At 68.7% G+C, this 16,680-nt stretch carries 21 protein-coding genes; 6 read left to right on the forward strand and 15 right to left on the reverse strand.

Annotated elements, in window-relative coordinates; genetic code table 11:
• Positions 1–4: 4 nt before the first annotated feature.
• From ACQY68_RS15745 to ruvC, 7 genes are all read right to left on the reverse strand, one after another.
• Entirely contained in the window at positions 5–502 is a 498-nt protein-coding gene (locus ACQY68_RS15745) for an ExbD/TolR family protein (RefSeq protein WP_428150639.1), read from the reverse strand.
• 3 nt (positions 503–505) lie between these two features.
• Complete coding sequence (tolQ, locus tag ACQY68_RS15750; RefSeq protein WP_428150640.1) at positions 506–1,276, reverse strand: protein TolQ; 771 nt, start codon at positions 1,274–1,276, stop codon at positions 506–508.
• Positions 1,277–1,424: 148 nt separating this feature from the next.
• On the reverse strand, positions 1,425–1,880 hold the full coding sequence (ybgC, locus tag ACQY68_RS15755) for a tol-pal system-associated acyl-CoA thioesterase (protein WP_428150641.1): 456 nt from the start codon (positions 1,878–1,880) through the stop codon (positions 1,425–1,427).
• Positions 1,877–2,260 (reverse strand): hypothetical protein, encoded by a 384-nt coding sequence (locus ACQY68_RS15760; protein WP_428150642.1) that lies wholly within the window; start codon positions 2,258–2,260, stop codon positions 1,877–1,879. The genes ybgC and ACQY68_RS15760 overlap by 4 nt, the downstream gene beginning before the upstream one ends.
• A gap of 38 nt (positions 2,261–2,298) precedes the next feature.
• Positions 2,299–3,309: a Holliday junction branch migration DNA helicase RuvB gene (gene ruvB, locus ACQY68_RS15765; protein WP_428152689.1), complete on the reverse strand. Its 1,011-nt coding sequence runs from the start codon at positions 3,307–3,309 to the stop codon at positions 2,299–2,301.
• Positions 3,310–3,332: 23 nt separating this feature from the next.
• A complete protein-coding gene (gene ruvA / locus ACQY68_RS15770; protein ID WP_428150643.1) occupies positions 3,333–3,950 on the reverse strand; it encodes a Holliday junction branch migration protein RuvA in 618 nt (205 codons plus the stop codon).
• Positions 3,947–4,471, reverse strand: coding sequence for a crossover junction endodeoxyribonuclease RuvC (ruvC, locus tag ACQY68_RS15775; RefSeq protein WP_428150645.1), 525 nt, complete (start codon positions 4,469–4,471; stop codon positions 3,947–3,949). Before ruvC ends, ruvA begins: the two co-directional genes overlap by 4 nt.
• A gap of 95 nt (positions 4,472–4,566) precedes the next feature.
• Between ruvC and ACQY68_RS15780 the strand changes: the two genes are divergently transcribed.
• Both ACQY68_RS15780 and ACQY68_RS15785 read left to right on the forward strand, forming a co-directional pair.
• On the forward strand, positions 4,567–4,998 hold the full coding sequence (locus ACQY68_RS15780; RefSeq protein WP_428150647.1) for a MarR family winged helix-turn-helix transcriptional regulator: 432 nt from the start codon (positions 4,567–4,569) through the stop codon (positions 4,996–4,998).
• Positions 4,991–6,220 (forward strand): MFS transporter, encoded by a 1,230-nt coding sequence (locus tag ACQY68_RS15785; protein WP_428150649.1) that lies wholly within the window; start codon positions 4,991–4,993, stop codon positions 6,218–6,220. The genes ACQY68_RS15780 and ACQY68_RS15785 overlap by 8 nt, the downstream gene beginning before the upstream one ends.
• 169 nt (positions 6,221–6,389) lie before the next feature.
• Here ACQY68_RS15785 and ACQY68_RS15790 read toward each other — a convergent pair whose 3' ends face one another.
• Complete coding sequence (locus tag ACQY68_RS15790; RefSeq protein WP_428150651.1) at positions 6,390–7,112, reverse strand: MgtC/SapB family protein; 723 nt, start codon at positions 7,110–7,112, stop codon at positions 6,390–6,392.
• Between the two features lie 47 nt (positions 7,113–7,159).
• On the opposite strand from ACQY68_RS15790, the gene ACQY68_RS15795 reads away from it, so the two are divergent.
• A complete protein-coding gene (locus ACQY68_RS15795) occupies positions 7,160–8,890 on the forward strand; it encodes a M20/M25/M40 family metallo-hydrolase (RefSeq protein WP_428150653.1) in 1,731 nt (576 codons plus the stop codon).
• Between the two features lie 6 nt (positions 8,891–8,896).
• Here ACQY68_RS15795 and ACQY68_RS15800 read toward each other — a convergent pair whose 3' ends face one another.
• From ACQY68_RS15800 to ACQY68_RS15815, 4 genes are all read right to left on the reverse strand, one after another.
• Entirely contained in the window at positions 8,897–9,415 is a 519-nt protein-coding gene (locus tag ACQY68_RS15800) for a hemerythrin domain-containing protein (RefSeq protein WP_428150654.1), read from the reverse strand.
• Positions 9,416–9,487: 72 nt separating this feature from the next.
• Entirely contained in the window at positions 9,488–10,771 is a 1,284-nt protein-coding gene (locus ACQY68_RS15805; RefSeq protein ID WP_428150655.1) for an ImmA/IrrE family metallo-endopeptidase, read from the reverse strand.
• Positions 10,771–11,172 carry a hypothetical protein gene (locus tag ACQY68_RS15810; RefSeq protein ID WP_428150657.1) on the reverse strand — a complete coding sequence of 134 codons (402 nt, stop codon included), beginning with the start codon at positions 11,170–11,172 and terminating at the stop codon, positions 10,771–10,773. The genes ACQY68_RS15805 and ACQY68_RS15810 overlap by 1 nt, the downstream gene beginning before the upstream one ends.
• A 33-nt stretch (positions 11,173–11,205) precedes the next feature.
• The gene (locus ACQY68_RS15815) at positions 11,206–11,979 is read right to left on the reverse strand and encodes a YebC/PmpR family DNA-binding transcriptional regulator (RefSeq protein WP_428150658.1); all 774 of its coding nucleotides are present in this window, start codon (positions 11,977–11,979) and stop codon (positions 11,206–11,208) included.
• 178 nt (positions 11,980–12,157) lie between these two features.
• Here ACQY68_RS15815 and ACQY68_RS15820 point away from each other — a divergent pair, with 178 nt between their 5' ends.
• Positions 12,158–12,358 carry a hypothetical protein gene (locus ACQY68_RS15820; protein WP_428150659.1) on the forward strand — a complete coding sequence of 67 codons (201 nt, stop codon included), beginning with the start codon at positions 12,158–12,160 and terminating at the stop codon, positions 12,356–12,358.
• Here the strand turns inward: ACQY68_RS15820 and chrA are convergent.
• Together chrA and ACQY68_RS15830 are read right to left on the reverse strand one after the other, a co-directional pair.
• Positions 12,355–13,602: a chromate efflux transporter gene (gene chrA / locus ACQY68_RS15825; RefSeq protein WP_428150661.1), complete on the reverse strand. Its 1,248-nt coding sequence runs from the start codon at positions 13,600–13,602 to the stop codon at positions 12,355–12,357. The genes ACQY68_RS15820 and chrA overlap by 4 nt on opposite strands.
• 124 nt (positions 13,603–13,726) lie before the next feature.
• A complete protein-coding gene (locus ACQY68_RS15830) occupies positions 13,727–14,161 on the reverse strand; it encodes an acyl-CoA thioesterase (RefSeq protein ID WP_428150662.1) in 435 nt (144 codons plus the stop codon).
• Between the two features lie 117 nt (positions 14,162–14,278).
• Between ACQY68_RS15830 and ACQY68_RS15835 the strand changes: the two genes are divergently transcribed.
• Positions 14,279–15,412 carry a zinc-dependent alcohol dehydrogenase family protein gene (locus ACQY68_RS15835; protein WP_428150663.1) on the forward strand — a complete coding sequence of 378 codons (1,134 nt, stop codon included), beginning with the start codon at positions 14,279–14,281 and terminating at the stop codon, positions 15,410–15,412.
• On the opposite strand, the gene ACQY68_RS15840 is transcribed toward ACQY68_RS15835, so the two are convergent.
• On the reverse strand, positions 15,409–16,023 hold the full coding sequence (locus ACQY68_RS15840) for a hypothetical protein (RefSeq protein WP_428150665.1): 615 nt from the start codon (positions 16,021–16,023) through the stop codon (positions 15,409–15,411). The two genes, ACQY68_RS15835 and ACQY68_RS15840, sit on opposite strands and share 4 nt — an antisense overlap.
• Before the next feature lie 133 nt (positions 16,024–16,156).
• Here ACQY68_RS15840 and ACQY68_RS15845 point away from each other — a divergent pair, with 133 nt between their 5' ends.
• Positions 16,157–16,663: a DUF1993 domain-containing protein gene (locus tag ACQY68_RS15845; protein WP_428150666.1), complete on the forward strand. Its 507-nt coding sequence runs from the start codon at positions 16,157–16,159 to the stop codon at positions 16,661–16,663.
• Positions 16,664–16,680 lie beyond the last annotated feature (17 nt).

Raw genomic sequence — 16,680 nt, forward strand, 5'->3', positions numbered from 1 at the left:
CCGCTCAGGCCTCGGGTTCCGACGCAGGCGCGGCCGGAGCCGCAGTCGCCGGCGCGGCTTCGGCCGTATCCGTGATCAGGTTCAGCTTGGTGAAGCCGGCCGCCGACAGCCGCGCCATGACCCGCGCCACCGCCTGATAGGGCGCGCGTCCGTCCGCCCGGACGAAGATCGACAGTTCCTCCCGGTCCGTCCCTTCGGCGGCTTCCGCCACCCGGTCGGTCAGGGCGTCATAGGCTGTCTCGTCGCGCTGGACGAAGATCGCGCCTTCGCGGTCGATCGAGACCGTCACTGGCGGCTTCTCGGTCTCGACCGCGCTGGCCTCTGTTTTCGGCAGTTCCACGGGCACGCCCACGGTCAGCAGCGGCGCCGAGATCATGAAGATGATCAGCAGCACAAGCATCACGTCCACCAGGGGCGTGACATTGATCTCGCTCAGCGGCCGTTTGCGGGCGCGGCGCCGGCCCCGAACGTGGCCTCCGCCTCCGCCTACACCCATCGCCATGGCTCAGACGCTCCGGCGGAAGGTCAGGTCGGCAGGGGACGGCGGCGGAGGCGGCGGGGCGACCGGCGCCGGGCCGCCGCCCAGACGGCGCGCCACCGCGGCCTGCAGGTCGTCGGCGAAGCTCTCCAGACGGCCGGTGAACTTGCCCGCGTCGATCGAGAACTTGTTGTAGGCGATATAGGCCGGGATGGCCGCGGCCAGGCCCACGGCCGTGGCGAACAAAGCCTCAGCGATGGCCGGGGCTACGGTCGTCAGGTTGGTGTTGCCCGCCGCCGCGATCCGCCCGAAGGCGTTCATGATGCCCCAGACCGTGCCGAACAGGCCGATGAAGGGCGAGGCGGTGGCGACCACCGACAGCACGCCCAGACCCTCTTCGATCCGCTGCCCCTCGCGCGCGATCAGGGAATCGAGGCTGCGGTCGATGCGCGAGATCAGCATATTGCCCTCGGTGTCGGTCAGCGGACCCTTGCGACGCGTCTCGCGCCAGTCCGACAGGGCGATGACCAGCATGCGCGGCAGGGCGTGTGCCGGCTCCGGTCCCGCCTGGGCCGCCACATCCTCCAGCGACCGGCCGGAGGCGATGGCCTTCTCGAAGGCGTTCGCCTGATTGTTCAGGGCGGTGAAGCGGAACGCCTTGTCGATGATGACCGTCCACGACCACACCGAGGCGATGGCCAACCCGACCATCACGCTCTTCACCACCCAGTCGGCGGTCAGGAACAGGGTCACCGGGTTCAGCATCGAGACTTCAGCGGCGGTGGCGGCGACGGTCATGGGCAGGTCCTGGAAGAGTAGTCGAAGTCTATCGAGCCACGCGGCGTGGCGGTTCTATGGCCTGGGGACGGATTGGACGGCCGTCTGGTCCTGACGAAACAGCGCGCGAGTCTAGCCGCGCCCGGGCTTCCGGCAAGTTACCAATCCGTCAGGCGTGCGCCAGCCACGGCGTCACGCCCTCGACCAGGGCTTTCGTCGGCCTGCGCGGCCGTCCGTCCAGATGGATGCAGACGGCGGTGACATCGGCCCGGCACAGGACCTGCCCGTCCCGTTCGATGACCTGGGAGATCAGCAGCCTCACCCCCTTCACCGCGTCATAGGTGGTCCGCACCACCAGGGCGTCGTCGATCCGCGCCGGCTTGATGAAATGCAGCGTCATCTCCGCCACGACGAAGGCCAGCGGCGGATCGATCTCCAGCAGCTGCGCGTGGCCGATTCCCGCCAGCCTCAGGAAGTCCGACCGCCCGCGCTCGAAATAGCGGACGTAGTTGGCGTGATAGACGACCCCGGTGAAGTCGGTGTCCTCGTAATAGACCCGCACCGGCAGCAGGTGGACCCGGCCCTCGAAGCGGCCGGCGGTGGGATGATCGGGATCGGTCGTCATTGGGGCGCTACAGGCGAACGGGCGAAGGCGGGACAGAACTGCTGTCGCAGATCGCGGAACTCGGTGGGCAGGGGCTCGTCGGCGAACAGAACGCGACCGAGGCGGGAGATGAAGGCCACGGGCTCATGGGTCGCCCCGCCACGGTTTCGCGGGGCCGCATAGCCGCACAGCGCCGGCCCGGAACCAGCCTCGACGTAGCGAATTTCCCAGTCGCCGCCGCGCTGCTCCTTCACCTGCCGCTCGGCCCGCTGGATCGGGGTTTCCGACGACCGCACCGTGCGCTCGTGCACGAACACCCACAGGCTCAGCCCGCCCAGCAACAGGACGGCGATCCCCAGAACCGGGAGAAGCGCTCTGACGGTGATACGGGGACGGGCCATCCCCGCCAGCATGACCGGCTTTGGCGATCAGGTGAAGCTCAGCGATCGCCGAACAGATCGCCGGCCTGTGTCACGGGCTTCGGCGGTTCGGTCAGACCCAGATGGGCATAGGCCTTGGCGCAGGCCATCCGTCCGCGCGGGGTCCGCTGGATGAAGCCCTGTTGCAGCAGATAGGGCTCGATCACGTCCTCGACGGCGTCGCGCGCCTCGGCGATGGCGGCGGCAAGGGTGTCCATGCCGACGGGGCCGCCGCCGTAGTTCTCGATCAAGGCCTTGAGGAACCGCCTGTCGTTGGAATCCAGCCCGACCTCGTCGATCTCCAGCCGCGACAGCGACCGCGCCGCCACCAGCCTGTCGATGACCTCCGCGCCCTCGGCCTCGGCGAAGTCCCGCACCCGGCGCAGTAGCCGTCCGGCCACGCGCGGCGTGCCCCGCGCCCGGCTCGCGATCTCGCGCGCCCCCTCGTCGTTGATCGGCGCCCCCATCTTGCGCGCCGCCCCGGTGATGACCCGCACCAGTTCCTCCGGCGTGTAGAACTCCAGCCGCAACGGAATCCCGAACCGGTCCCGCAGCGGCGTCGCCAGCAGCCCCGCCCGCGTCGTCGCCCCCACGAGGGTGAAGGGCGCCAGGTCGATCCGCACCGACCGCGCCGACGGCCCCTCGCCGATGATCAGGTCCAGCACATGGTCCTCCATCGCCGGATAGAGGATCTCCTCCACCGTCGGAGCCAGCCGGTGGATCTCGTCGATGAACAGCACGTCGCGCGGTTCGAGATTGGTCAGGATGGCGGCGAGGTCCCCCGCCTTGGCCAGGATCGGCCCCGAGGTCGCCCGGAAGCCGACGCCCAGCTCCTTGGACACGATCTGCGCCAGCGTCGTCTTGCCCAGCCCCGGCGGGCCGAACAGCAGGACGTGGTCCAACGCCTCCTGCCGGTTGCGGGCTGCGTCGATGAAGACTTTTAAATTCCCCTTGGCCTGCTCCTGCCCGACGAAATCGGCCAACGACTGGGGCCGCAGGGCGCGGTCGTAGGCTTCGCCGGGGGCGGCCATCGGGGAGACGATGCGTTCGTCGGTCACCGCCCCAGCTCCTGCAACGCCGCCCGGATCACGGCCGACAGCTCGGCCTCGTCACCCAGTTTGATCAGCGCCTGGTCCACGGCGCGGCGCGCGTTGACCTCGGCGATGCCCAGACCCAGCAAGGCCGACACCGCCTCTCCCGTCACGCTCGGGATCGGCGCCGGAGCTTCCGCATGCACCCCCGGCGCCGACGGCGTGAACGAGACCTCGCCCAGCGACTTGCCCTTAAGCTCGGTCACGATCCGCAGCGCCAGCTTCGGCCCGACCCCATTGGCCCGGCCCACGGCCGCCTTGTCATCGCGCGCCACCGCGCTCGCCAGTTCGCCCGGCGGCAGGACGTCCAGCACCGACAGCGCCGCCTTCGGCCCCACGCCCTGAATGCTCAGTAGCGTCGTGAACGCGCGGCGTTCATCCCGCGCCAGAAACCCGTACAGCCTCGGCCCCGCATCCTCGCTCCACTGCGAATGCACATGCAGGGTCGCCTCGTCGCCCGGCGCCGGCAGCCGGCCGAGCGTCCGCGCCCCGCACGCCACCACATAGCCCACGCCCGCGCAGTCGATCAGGCAATGCCCCTCCTCGACCTCGGCCAGCACGCCTCGCAAGCGCCCGATCATGCCGCCCCCCGCACCGGATTAAGCGCCTCCAGCAGCGTCCGTTTCCTCAGTTGCGCATGGGTGATCGCGACGGCCAGCGCATCCGCCGCATCCGCCTTCACGTCCCCCGACGCCGGCAGCAGCCGTTTCACCATGAAGGCGATCTGCCCTTTGTCGGCGTGCCCCGCCCCGACCACCGCCTTCTTGATCAGGTTCGGCGAGTATTCCGCCACCGGCAGCCCGGCCCGCGCCGGGGCCAGCATCACCGCCGCCCGCGCATGCCCCAGCTTCAGGGTCGAGGCCGGATTCACGTTGACGAAGACCTCCTCGATCGCCGCCTCGTCGCAGTCATGGGCGGCGCAGACCTCCCCGACCTTCTCCAGCAACCACAACAGGCGCTCCGACAACGGCATCGTCTCCGGGGGCGCGACCACCCCGTGCGCGACCCAGCGCAGGCGCGACCCTTCGGACACCACCACGCCCCACCCGGTGCGGCGCAGGCCGGGGTCTAGTCCCAGGATTCGAGTCGGCGCGTTCGTCATTCGTTCCTGTCATGCCGCAATCGAGGTTACCGGACAATGACCACGGCTTCGGAACTTTCATTGCATATGCAACAACTCCCATCTATGCATATGCAATGAACAGCGATGACCCTGCCGTGGCCGCCGGCCTCGACCCCTGTGTCTGCGGCCGCCTGCGCCGCACCTCACGCGCCCTTACTCGTCGCTATGACGAGGCCTTGGCCCCCGTCGGCCTGACCGTGACCCAGTTCTCGATCCTGCGCACCCTGTCCCGCCTCGACCGCCCCAGCCTTGTCGAACTGGCCGAGACGACTGCCCACGAAAGGAGCGCCCTATGGCGCACCATCCAGCCCCTGATCCGCAGCGGCTGGATCGCCGCCGACACCGAACAACGGGCCCAGCGCCTGTCCGTCACCCCGGCGGGCCACGAAAAGCTGTCCGACGCCCTGCCGCTATGGCGCGAGGCCCAAGCCAAGGTCTCCGAAACCCTCGGCGACCGCGAGACCGCCCTGATCGCCCTCCTCAAGGAGATCGAGACCCATGTCTGACGCCGCCGAAACGCCGCCCGGCATCTCCCGCCGCGCCTGGGTGATGATCATCACCGGCGCCCTGATCGTCACCCTGTCCATGGGGGTGCGTCAGGCGTTCGGCCTGTTCCTGCGGCCCATCGGCTTCGATCTCGAGATCGACCGCCAGACCTTCGGCCTCGTCATCGCAGCCCAGAACCTGATCTTCGGCCTCGCCATGCCCTTCGTCGGCGCCTGGGCGGACAGGATCGGCGCCGGCCGGATCGCTGTCGGCGGCGCCCTGATCTACATCGCCGGCCTCGCCATTGCGGCGGGTTCGGCGGGCGCGCTCGGCCTGATGATCGGTTTCGGGGCCCTGACCGGCGTCGCCATGGCCGGGGTCACCTTCGTCGTCGTCCTCGGCGCCGTCGGCCGTGCGGTCCAGCCGCATGAGCGGACCCTCGCCTTCGGCATCGTCACCGCCGGCGGCTCGCTGGGTCAGTTCCTCGTCGTTCCGGCGGCTCAAGGTTTGCTCGACGCCTACGACTGGCGCGCGACCCTGTTCATCCTCGCCGCCCTCGTCGCCCTGATCATCCCGCTGGCGCTCGGTGTCGCCGGCAAGCCGCCCGCGACCGACAGCCGCGACGGCCTACCCCTGAAGGAAGCCCTCGCAGAGGCCGGCGCCGACCGGTCCTTCTGGCTCCTCAACGCCGGCTTCTTCGTCTGCGGCTTCCACATCGCCTTCGTCGGCACCCACCTGCCCGCCTATATCCGCGACCAGGGCCTCAGCGGCGGCGTCGGCGCGGCGGCCCTGGCGCTGATCGGCCTGTTCAACATCGCCGGCTCCTGGCTCTGGGGCGCCTGGGGCTCGAAGGGCTCCAAGAAGCACCTGCTCGCCCTGCTCTACGGCCTGCGCGGCGTGGCCATGGTCGTCTTCCTGATCGTCCCCCTGTCGCCGGCCAGCGTCCTGATCTTCGCCGCCACCTTCGGCTTCCTGTGGCTCGGCACCGTGCCCCTGACGAACGGGCTGGTGGCGCAGATCTACGGCGTGCGGCACCTGTCGGCCCTCGGCGGCATCGTCTTCCTCAGCCACCAGGTCGGCGCCTTCCTCGGCGCCTGGTCGGCGGGCTGGGCCTTCGACGTGACCGGCTCCTACAATCTCATCTGGATCGCCTCGATCGGCCTTGCCGTAATGGCCGCTGTCGCCAACCTGCCGATCCGCGAGGCCCCTCTGGTCCGCCCCGTCCCGGTCCCCGCCGAATGAAGCGCAACCTGATCCTCGGCGGGGTCTTCGCCCTCGTCGCCGCCCTGGGCCTCTGGCTCTGGGCGCGCAACGGCCTCGCCGTCTGGGTCGACGCCGCCATCGCCTTCTGCAGCTAGGGCCTGATCCGGAAAAGTGTGCGCGGTTTTCCGATAGGATCAGGCCCTGAAGATCAGTCGTCGCGCGGCAGGACCGAAAACCCGGCCAGCCCCGGCTGATCCGCCAGCCGCGCCACCAGGGCGTCGATGTCCAACGGCATCTGCCCCTTGGCCTTGACGTGATGGTGATGCAGCTGGCCGTCGGGACTGATGACATGGCCGATGCGCACGGCCTTGACCCCGTCCTGCTTCAGCAAGGCGCGCAGCTCTGCCTCGCGCGGCGCCGTCCCCCGCGTCCAGCGCAGGTCGATATCCATCACCCCGACATGCGGCAGCTTGGCGTCCAGCAGCCTCAGGATCGCCAGCACGGTCAGCGTCGCCCCCGCCCCCAGCAGCGCCAGGTTCAGCATCCCGACCCCGAACAGCACCCCGATCGCCGAGGTCACCCACAGCGACGCCGCCGTGGTCAGTCCATGAACCGAGAAGCCCTCGCGGAAGATCACCCCCGCGCACAGGAAGCCGATCCCGGTCAGCAGGCCGTGCGACATCCGCGTCGGGTCGATGACGACGGTCTGGCCCGGCAGCGCCGTGAACGCCCAGGTCGACTGGTGCATGGCCGCCAGCATCAGCAGGCACGACGTCAGACAGACCAGGATGTGGGTCCGGAACCCCGCCGGATGGCCGTGATAGGTCCGCTCCACCCCGATCAGGCCGCCGGCCGTCATCGCGGCCAGAACGGGCCAGAGAAGCTTGATGTCGAAATCCAAAATACGCTCCGGGAACTGACGAATCTTCACGCTAGTCCCCCGGCGTAGCCGCATGCAAGTCCCTCAGGACAAGGCCCATGCTTCGCGCTAGCTTCGGCGCCGAACAGAGGATCGACCAGATGAGCAACAGCGCGGGCGCCGTCATCGCGGCCCAGAGGATGCGGGCCGAGCGCCGGATGATCGAGGCCCTCCGCGCCGCCGAGGCCTTCTCGCCCGACAAGGCCATCCCGCTGGCCCCCGACAGGAACCTCGCCCGGCTCGCCCTGCGCGGCCTGCTGCGCCAGAACGCGATCCGTCAGGCCCAGGCCGGCTTCTACTACCTCGACGAGCCGGTCTATGCGGTCGTGCGCAAGAACCGCCAGCGGATGCTGATCGGCGTGGTCGTCATCGCCGTCGTCTTCGGCGTGGCCATCGCCATCGCGACCTCCAGCCGCGCACAAACCTCGGCGCCGGCTGCCCCCGCGCCGCGCCCGGACCAGGTCGCCTTCCGCGCCCTCTACGAGGAACTGGTCGAGACCAACACCACCCTGTCCGAAGGCAGCTGCACCCTGGCCGCCGAGCGGATGGGCGCCCGCCTGACCGCCGCCGGCTTCCCGGCCGCCGACGTCCGCGTCCTCGCTCCGGCCGATCGACAGAAGGACGGCAACCTCGTCGCCACCCTGCACGGTTCCGACGCCGCCGCCCCCGCGCTTCTGCTGCTCGCCCACATCGACGTGGTCGAGGCCAACCGCGCCGACTGGACCCGCGATCCCTTCACCCTGATCGAGGAGGGCGGCTATTTCTACGCGCGCGGCGCTTCAGACGACAAGGCCCAGGCCGCCGTCTGGGTCGACACCCTGGTCCGTCTGAAACAGGACGGCTTCACCCCGGCCCGCGACATCAAACTGGCCCTGACCTGCGGCGAGGAGACCTCCGACGTCCACAATGGCGTCGAATGGCTCCTGGCCGAACATCCGGAGACGCTCCAGGCCGGCTTCGCCCTGAACGAGGGCGCCGGCGGACTGCTCGACGATGAGGGCGATCGTCTCGCCCTGTCGGTCCAGGCGGGCGAGAAGATCTATCAGGACTATACGCTGGAACTGACCAACCCCGGCGGCCACTCCTCGCGGCCGCGCAAGGACAACGCCATCGTCGCCATGGCGAACGGCCTGGCCCGCGTCGGCGCCTGGGACTTCCCGCTGGAGCTGAACCCGGTCACCCGCGCCTATTTCGCGGCGCTCGCCGAGACCCAGCCGCAGCATGCCGCCGACATGCGTGCGCTCAGCGCAGCCGCGGGGCCCGACGCCGCGGCCGCCGCCCGCGTCTCGGCCGCCAATCCGTCCTGGAACGCGACCCTGCGCACCACCTGCATCCCGACCCTGATCGACGGCGGCCACGCCCCCAACGCCCAGCCCCAGAAGGTCACGGCCAACATCAACTGCCGCATCCTGCCCGGCCATACAGTGGCTGAGGCGCAGGCCGAGCTCACCCGGCTGATGGACAATGCGGCCATCTCCATCACCCCCGTGGGCGTGCCCAGCCCGACCGCCCCGCCGCCGGAACTGTCGGACGCGATCATGGGCCCGATCCGCGAGGTCGCCGGCGAGATGTGGCCGAACGTGCCGATCCTGCCGACCATGACCACCGGCGCCACCGACGGCCGCTTCACCAATGCGGCCGGCATCCCGACCTACGGTGTCACCGGCATGTTCGGCGACCCCGACGGCGGCGGCGTCCACGGCCTCAACGAACGCATCCGTGTCCGCTCTCTCTACGAGGGCCGCGACTTCCTGTTCGAGATCGTCAAACGCTACGCCATGCAGGACTGAGGCGGCTCAGCCGTTGGCCTCGATATAGGCCTCGGGGTCCTTGTTCACCGGCCGCACGCCCGTGATATGATCGGCCTCGAAGGCGGCGAACTGCACCGCCAGTTCATGCCGCTTCGCCACCGGCGCATGGCGGCGGAAGTCGGTCAGACCCTGACGCTCTTCCTCGCCCATGTGCTTCGAGTTGACGACGTTGGCCTTGCCGACCGCCTCGATCCAGGCGCCGGTGCCGACCGGGTATTTTTCGACCGCCTTGACCGCATCGCGCAGCTTGTTGTGGTCCTCGATGGCGTCCTCGGTCTCGCCCTCGACCGTGCCGTCCTCGGCGTCGTTGGCGCCTTCCCCCAGCTTCAGCAGCTCGGGATAGAAGAACCGTTCCTCGGCCTCGGCGTGCACATCGAGAAACGCCTTCAGCCGCGACCAGACGGCCGTCAGCGCCTCGACGTCCTTCGGATCGATCTGCTCGATGATCGAAAACAGCCGCCGTTGTTCGGCGTGGTCGTCGAGGATCAACTGGGTGATGTCCATGGGGCGGCTCCGGAGTTCAGATCGGCCTGCAAATCCACGGCAGCGCCGCAGGTTCCGCATTGGCCGCCGAGATTACCCGAGCGTGGACGGGTTCAGCAGGCCCGCGTTGACCATTTGACGTTGGACGGTGAAGGGCGATACCCGGAATTCGGCAGCAACGCCCTCGACCTCGTCGACGCTCGGATTGGCGCCGGCAAACATCTTTATCCCTTGGACCGGGCACAGGAACTCGGCCGCGAACGCGCGCTGGAATTGCTGCCTCGCGGTATGGCTTCGCGTCGCCAGACTCCAATCGTCGTCATTGGAGACGAACAGGCGGTCGGCCGCTAGGCGTGCGATCTCAAACCGCCGGTCGATGCTTCCGCTCGACTTGAGCAGAAGGTGATTCACGGACCCATTCCGCTCGGAGACCCCGACGGGGCTGGGTTCGCCCGAGGCCTCCAGCAGGGCAGGCTCAAGTCCGAACAGTTCCCCGACCTGAACGTCAGCCAGGGGTCGGCTGCCGAGATCGAGCCGATTGCGCAACTCCATCGCCTTGCGATAGCCGATCTCATAGGGACGGTCTTCGCCCAGTTGGACCGGCTCAAGCGCAAGGCCTTCCGGTGGCCGCCAGGTGTCGCCGGATTCCGACAGAAGGACGCCGATCCGGTCCGCAAGCGACGCTGCGGTGTCATGCGCCGCCGCGGCGAGTTCCTCCGCCACGCCTTCGCCGCGACGGTCCGCGACGGCCACAAGGCTGAGTACCAGATCCTGATCGCCCGCTTCCGGATCGAATCCCAGCGTCGCTTCGAGTTTGCGCGGCCAGGTCAAGGAAGTGTCGGCGCGTTCAGCGCGGATCGTGTGCCACACCTTGTGAAGATCGGTATCCAGCAGCTGGACGGCGTTCAGCCGATCCAGGACCCGGTCGACGAAATCCGCGACGCCGAACTCGAAATCGGCGCCGGAGACATAGGCCTTGAATCGCTCGATAAAGCGCAGATCGCTTTCGCTCGACGGCGTCGATCGCTTCATGTCCAGATGCACGCCATCGCCGTCGCCGTACATGACCAAGGGCGGCCAGACGTAGCCGCTGCCGCTGGCGCTCATCATATGACTGAGCTTCCAGTCGCTGTGATCGACACGGTAGGCCGAGCCTTCCCAGCGAAGTCGCCACCAGTTGGTCGCCAGCCACAGCGCAAGCGGATAGGCCGAGACGTGGATGGACTCGCGTGTAGCTCGCGCCCGAAGATCCTCGACGCGCGTCGCGACGCATTGGCCTACCCGGATCCGCAGGTCCGCCATGGTCGCCGCTTCTTCTGCGCAGTGCAGATCGTCGGCCAGCCAAGCCGCAACATCGATTTCAAACGGATCGGCCATTACCAGGCTTTATGAACCACATCGCTGAACGGATCGTCACCCAGCAGGGGATAGCCGTGATACCGACCGGTTCGGGCGTCATCCAGCTTGGCTTCCAGGGCCACGCCGTTGGCCGAGACCGCCCAGATGTGTTTGGGAAAGCCCTCGCCCGTCCAGGCGCTGGTCAATCCCTTCCGCACCCCGGCCTTCAGCAGATCCAGCGCCAGCCTTCGCCGAAAGATGTCTGCGGCGTCGCACAGAGTCTTGTTGGGACGCGGTGCGGCGGGCGGGGTCAGATTGAAGTCGCCCGGATTGCGCTTGTGTACCGGGTTGCCGCCATAGGCCAGCCGGTTCGCCAGGGCCTCCCGGTCGATCTCGGCGGAGTCGTAGAACCGGCGCTTGTGATTGTTACGAGGGCTCATCGCCGGGTTCTTACAGCATATCGGGGCGGCCCGCTAACTCGCCAGCTTCGCCATGTCCTCGTCGGAGATCTCTTCGTTCGAATAGACCATCGACACGTCGTCCTCGGCGTCCAGCGCGTCCAGCAGCTTCATCAGCGTGCCGACCGCCTCGCCGGAGATCGAAACCTCGGTCTGGGGCTTCCAGACGATGGCGGTGGATTTGGCGTCGCCCAGGATCTTTGACATGGCCTCGGCCACCTCGTTCAGATCCTCGAAGGCGGTCCAGATCACGTGGCCGGGCGCGTCCTCGTAGATGTCCGGCTTCACCAGGTCCGATTCGACGTCCTGGGCGCCCGCCTCGATGGCGGCCTCCATGACCGCGTCCTCGGTCCCGGCCTCGGCGGGGTAGGTGATCTTGCCGACCTTGTCCCACATGAAGGCGACCGAGTTCATCTCGCTCAGGGCGCCGCCGTTCTTCTTGAACGCCGTGCCGATGTTGGACGCCGCCCGGTTGCGATTGTCGGTCAGGGCCTCGACGATGATGCCCACGCCGCCGGGACCCCGGCCTTCGTAGCGGACCTCTTCCATCGTATCGACGTCGCCGCCCGCGGCCTTGTTGATCGCCCGGGTGATCACGTCCTTGGGCAGGCTTTCGGCCTTGGCGTTGTTGATGGCCAGACGCAGACGCGGGTTCAGCGCGGGATCGGGCATGCCCGACTTGGCCGCCACCGTGATGTCGCGTGACAGCTTGGAGAACAGCTTGGAACGCACCGCATCGGCGCGGCCCTTGCGGTGCATGATGTTCTTGAACTTGGAATGGCCGGCCATTTTAGTCTCTTGAAGGGCGCTCTCGCTCGCGATGCGGTCGCTTGCTGCCTGAGCGCGTTCGGTGTTGGGTCGGGGCCGTCTAGCCCATGGTCGCGCGCCTGTCACGGAGGGGCGCCGCTCCGTCGCCGGAACCCGCCGCTGCGCGGGGGATTATGCCAGCCAACGACGGAGCTTGACCATGTCAGACAATCCCCTGCACGACGCCGACGCCTATCTTGAGGACGACCTCGACGAGGCCGACATTGTCGAATGGTACGAAAGCCGCCCGGTGACGGTCTCGACCGCCGTCGCTACCGGCTCCATCGTCGCCGCCTTCGCCATCGGTGTCCTGACGGCCGTCGGCGCCCTGGCCCTGCTCGGCTATATGGACGAGGACTAGGTCGCCAGAACGGCGAGCGCACCGGCCGCCGCCAGCACCACCGGCGCGGCGAACGGGCTCTTCCAGCGGAAGAACACGATCAGGCTGACTACGCCGATGGCGATCCCCAGCCCCGGACCGCTCCATGACGGACCCGCACTCGACAGCAGGCCCCATCCGAGTTGGGCCGCCGTCACGGCGATAAGGCCTGTAACTCCGGCTGCGACGCCCTCCAGCGCCGCCTTCAGCCGCTCGTCGTCGACCACCGTCTCCAGCCGGTCGTAGAAGATCATCGAGAAGGCGAAGGCGGGCAGGAAGATCCCGGCCGTGATCGCCAGGGCGCCCAGCGGTCCTCCCGCGACATAGCCCACGAAGGTCGAGAAGATGATCAGGGGCGCCGGCAGCACCCCCGACAGCGCCAGCCCGTCAAGGAAGGCCCCGTCGCCCAGCCAGCCGCGCCCCACCATGTCTGTTCTCAGGAAGGGGATGGCCGTGTAGGCGCCGCCGAACGTCAGCAGCCCGGCCTTGAGCCCGCTCAGGAACAGCAGCAGTGCGGCCACCTCGCCCGGCGCATCCGGCGCGCCGCCGATGAAGGACGGCGGCGCCATCCCGCCAGCGACCTGCGCCGCCCAGACGCCCGCTGCGGCGGCCAGCGAGACGATAACCGCGACCAGCCGGATCCGCCCGGCCCACGCCGCCGCATGGACCAGCCCGGCCGCCGGCAGGGTTAGCCAGAACGGAACGCCCGCCAGGGCTGCCGCCGCGCAGGCCGCGGCGATCGCCCACAGCCGGCGATCCGTCAGAGCGTGCCGACCGATCTTCTCCACCGCCCGCACGATCAGGGCGATCACTGCCGCCTGCACGCCGAACAGGGCGGCCGCGACCCAGCCCCGATCGAAATCGATGCGGAAATAGAGCCAGGCCAGCGCCATCATCAGGACGAACCCCGGCAGCATGAACCCGAGCCCGGCGACCAGACCGCCCCATCGGCCCCGCGCCCGCATGCCCAGATGCACGCACAGCTCGTGCGCTTCCGGTCCCGGCAACACCTGCATGACCGCCAGTAATCGGTTGAACCTTTGCGGCGAGATCCAGCGTTCGCCCTCCACGAGCTCGCGCTTCAGCATGGCGATCTGCGCCGCCGGCCCGCCGAACGCGAGGAGACCGAAACCGAGGAATTTCACGAACAGCTCGAACAGGCTCAGACGCGGCGGTCTGGCCTCGACATCGGCCGGCTTGGGCGAAAGGGGGATGGGCGAAGACATGGGCGCTCCTTGCCGCCGGTCAGGCGGACGGAGCGGGTCTTGGGCGAACATCGCCTGTAGCCGGGCGCCCGCGATCAGGCCCGGACCACCAGCCTAGCTTGACCGCAGAACGAAGGTAAAGCCCCTACCCCGCCCTCAGGTTCTCGACCACGCCCCTGAGCACCGCCGGCAGCGGCTGCGGTCGCCGCGTCTCCGCGTCGACATAGACGTGCACGAAATGACCGATGGCGGCCGGCTCGGCCACGCCCCGGCGGAAGACGGCGAAGCCGTACTTCACGCTGGACGTGCCGATGTGATCGACCTTGATCCCCACCTCGATGACGTCCGGAAAGGCCAGGGACGAGGTGTAGCGGCAGCCTGAATCGACCACCAGGCCGATCGATTCCTTCAGCGCCCCGCCGATGATCAGGTGGGCGTTCACCGCCGAGTCGACGAACTCGTAGAATTTGGCGTTGTTGATGTGGCCGTACTGGTCGTTGTCCGCCCAGCGAGTCGAGACCGTATGATAGGCCTTGTAGGTCGCCCGGTCGGCCAGCGGCCCCTCGTCGCGTTTCGGCATTCGTCTGTCCCTCGCAGCGCCGGCTTGATCGCCGATCCTGATACGACGCTCGGGCTTGGCCTCCGTCGCGTCAAGCGCCTATCGAAGGAGACCCGCGCGTTTCCGACGAGGCTGCCCATGACCCGGACCACCACCCGCGCCGCCGTCCTGCGCGCCATGGGCGCCGCCCGCCCCTATGCGGAAAGCCGCCCGCTCTCGATCGAGACGGTCACCCTCGACCCGCCCGGTCCCGGAGAAGTCCGCGTCGCCATCAAGGCGGCGGGCCTGTGCCACTCCGACCTCTCGGTCATCAACGGCGACCGCCCCCGTCCGATGCCGATGGCGCTCGGCCACGAGGCGGCCGGGATCGTCGAGGAACTGGGCGCGGGCGTCACCGACCTGGCCGTCGGCGATCACGTCGCCATGGTCTTCATGCCGTCCTGCGGCCACTGCAATCCGTGTGCGGAGGGCCGCCCCGCCCTGTGCGAGCCCGGCGCCGCCGCCAACGGCAGGGGCGAGCTCCTGACCGGCGGCAAACGCATCCATCACGACGGCGAAGACCTCAACCACCACCTCGGCTGCTCCGCCTTCGCCGAGCGCGCCGTCGTCTCGCGCCGCTCCCTGGTGAAGATCGATCCGGCGCTGTCGTTCGAGGAGGCCGCCCTGTTCGGCTGCGCGGTCCTGACCGGCGTCGGCGCGGTGGTGAACACGGCCCGGATCAGGGCGGGCCAGAGCGCCGTCGTTGTCGGCCTGGGCGGCGTCGGTCTGGCCAGCGTGCTCGGCGCCCTGGCCTCCGGCGCCTCGCCCGTGATCGCCGTCGACCTGTCGGAGGACAAGCTGGCCCTCGCCCGCACCCTGGGAGCCGTCCAGACGGTCAACGCCTCCGATCCCGATGCGGTCGATCAGGTCCGCGCCCTGACGAACGGCGGCGCCGACTTCGTGTTCGAGATGGCCGGCTCGGTCCGAGCGCTCGAGGCCGCCTGGAAGATGACCCGGCGCGGCGGCACGACGATCACCGCCGGCCTGCCCCCGCCTGACGCCGCCCTGCCGGTCAATGTCGTGTCCCTGGTCGGCGAGGAGCGCACCCTCAAGGGCTCCTACATCGGGACCTGCGTCCCCAGCCGCGACATCCCCCGCTATGTCGCCCTCTATCGTCAGGGCCGCCTGCCGATCGACCGGCTGATGAGCGGGACCATCCCGCTCGACGACATCAACGCGGGCTTCGACCGCCTCCATGCGGGCGAGGTCGTCCGTCTGGTGGTGACCTTCTAGGTCTTCGGCGCTTCGACGGCCGGAGCGGCTTCCGTCGCTGGAGCCGCCTCTGCGGCCGGTGCGGTCGGCGTTGCCGCCGCCGCAGCCCGGGCCTCATCCTCGGCCAACGCCGCCTCGGCCGAGTAATACGGATCCTTGCCGGTGTCGCAGTAGTCGAAGAAGGCCAGGATCGCGGCCTTGCCCTCGTCCTTGGCGACCAGCCTCATGTCGGCCGCGCTCATTCCCACGTCGATCGCGCCGCTCTCTTTCAGCGCGGTGATCACGGGATGATCGGTCGGGATGGTCGTCCCGGGCCGGAAGGTGCCCGTGGCCGTGCCTGACGTCAGCACCGCCTCACCATCCCCCAGGCCGCCCCAGGTCATGCCCACCTCCTTCGTGTCCGGCCGGCAGGACATGCTGAAGACGCTGACCCCTTCGGCCCAGTCGCCGTCGCCGAAGTCCAGATCGCCCGATCCGCCGTGCGCCACGAAAGACCAGTCATAGGTCGCCGGTATGGCGTCGCCGGACGGCAGGGTCTCCTGCCCTGCCGCGGCATCGGCCTTCTCCTGGCCCGAGGGCTGGCAGGCGGCGAGCGTCAGCGCGATGGCAACGACGGACAGGGTGCGGATCATGAACTCATCTCGAACAACTCCGTCTCCCCCGACGGTCGCCGAACCTAGGCCCCAAACCGGGTGTTCGCCAAGGGCGTGACAACACGCTATGGCAGCGCTAGAGCGACACAAAGTCCTCAAAGGAAACGCACAAATGGCGACCGAACTCTACGACCTGACCGTTCCGCCCTTCTCGCGCGGCCTGCGCGCCCTGTCCGGCCTGCTCGACAAGGCCGTCGCTCACGCGAAAGAAACCGGCGTCGATCCCGAGTCCTACCTGTCGCTGCGCATCATCGACGACATGAACCCCTTCCTGAAACAGGTTCAGACCGCCTGCGACAGCCCCAAGCTCTGTCTCGCCCGCCTGTCCGGCGTCGCCGCCCCGGTCAATGACGACAGCGAAACCACCATCGCCGAACTGCAGACCCGCATCGCCGCGACCCTCGAGTATCTGGCCTCGGTCCCGCGCGACAAGGTCGATGGCCAGGAGGGCAAGGAGGTCGTCCTGACCTTCCCCGGCGGCGAGATGAAGTTCCTCGGCCAGCCTTACGTCACCGGCTTCGCCATGCCGAACTTCTACTTCCACCTGACCACCGCCTACGACCTGCTGCGCGGCGCGGGCGTCCCGATCGGAAAGCGCGACTACATGGGCGGCGTCTGACCCGACGTACGATCGTC

It is taken from the genome of Brevundimonas sp., from assembly GCF_965278935.1.
Classification (GTDB): domain Bacteria; phylum Pseudomonadota; class Alphaproteobacteria; order Caulobacterales; family Caulobacteraceae; genus Brevundimonas.

What these genes read in the sequence shown, in the direction of transcription:
- ACQY68_RS15745 (WP_428150639.1), bottom strand. Translation starts at nt 502, where the DNA reads ATGGCGATGGGTGTAGGCGGAGGCGGAGGCCACGTTCGGGGCCGGCGC.
- tolQ (WP_428150640.1), bottom strand. Translation starts at nt 1,276, where the DNA reads ATGACCGTCGCCGCCACCGCCGCTGAAGTCTCGATGCTGAACCCGGTG.
- ybgC (WP_428150641.1), bottom strand. Translation starts at nt 1,880, where the DNA reads ATGACGACCGATCCCGATCATCCCACCGCCGGCCGCTTCGAGGGCCGG.
- ACQY68_RS15760 (WP_428150642.1), bottom strand. Translation starts at nt 2,260, where the DNA reads ATGGCCCGTCCCCGTATCACCGTCAGAGCGCTTCTCCCGGTTCTGGGG.
- ruvB (WP_428152689.1), bottom strand. Translation starts at nt 3,309, where the DNA reads ATGGCCGCCCCCGGCGAAGCCTACGACCGCGCCCTGCGGCCCCAGTCG.
- ruvA (WP_428150643.1), bottom strand. Translation starts at nt 3,950, where the DNA reads ATGATCGGGCGCTTGCGAGGCGTGCTGGCCGAGGTCGAGGAGGGGCAT.
- ruvC (WP_428150645.1), bottom strand. Translation starts at nt 4,471, where the DNA reads ATGACGAACGCGCCGACTCGAATCCTGGGACTAGACCCCGGCCTGCGC.
- ACQY68_RS15780 (WP_428150647.1), top strand. Translation starts at nt 4,567, where the DNA reads ATGAACAGCGATGACCCTGCCGTGGCCGCCGGCCTCGACCCCTGTGTC.
- ACQY68_RS15785 (WP_428150649.1), top strand. Translation starts at nt 4,991, where the DNA reads ATGTCTGACGCCGCCGAAACGCCGCCCGGCATCTCCCGCCGCGCCTGG.
- ACQY68_RS15795 (WP_428150653.1), top strand. Translation starts at nt 7,160, where the DNA reads ATGCTTCGCGCTAGCTTCGGCGCCGAACAGAGGATCGACCAGATGAGC.
- ACQY68_RS15800 (WP_428150654.1), bottom strand. Translation starts at nt 9,415, where the DNA reads ATGGACATCACCCAGTTGATCCTCGACGACCACGCCGAACAACGGCGG.
- ACQY68_RS15805 (WP_428150655.1), bottom strand. Translation starts at nt 10,771, where the DNA reads ATGGCCGATCCGTTTGAAATCGATGTTGCGGCTTGGCTGGCCGACGAT.
- ACQY68_RS15810 (WP_428150657.1), bottom strand. Translation starts at nt 11,172, where the DNA reads ATGAGCCCTCGTAACAATCACAAGCGCCGGTTCTACGACTCCGCCGAG.
- ACQY68_RS15815 (WP_428150658.1), bottom strand. Translation starts at nt 11,979, where the DNA reads ATGGCCGGCCATTCCAAGTTCAAGAACATCATGCACCGCAAGGGCCGC.
- ACQY68_RS15820 (WP_428150659.1), top strand. Translation starts at nt 12,158, where the DNA reads ATGTCAGACAATCCCCTGCACGACGCCGACGCCTATCTTGAGGACGAC.
- chrA (WP_428150661.1), bottom strand. Translation starts at nt 13,602, where the DNA reads ATGTCTTCGCCCATCCCCCTTTCGCCCAAGCCGGCCGATGTCGAGGCC.
- ACQY68_RS15830 (WP_428150662.1), bottom strand. Translation starts at nt 14,161, where the DNA reads ATGCCGAAACGCGACGAGGGGCCGCTGGCCGACCGGGCGACCTACAAG.
- ACQY68_RS15835 (WP_428150663.1), top strand. Translation starts at nt 14,279, where the DNA reads ATGACCCGGACCACCACCCGCGCCGCCGTCCTGCGCGCCATGGGCGCC.
- ACQY68_RS15840 (WP_428150665.1), bottom strand. Translation starts at nt 16,023, where the DNA reads ATGATCCGCACCCTGTCCGTCGTTGCCATCGCGCTGACGCTCGCCGCC.
- ACQY68_RS15845 (WP_428150666.1), top strand. Translation starts at nt 16,157, where the DNA reads ATGGCGACCGAACTCTACGACCTGACCGTTCCGCCCTTCTCGCGCGGC.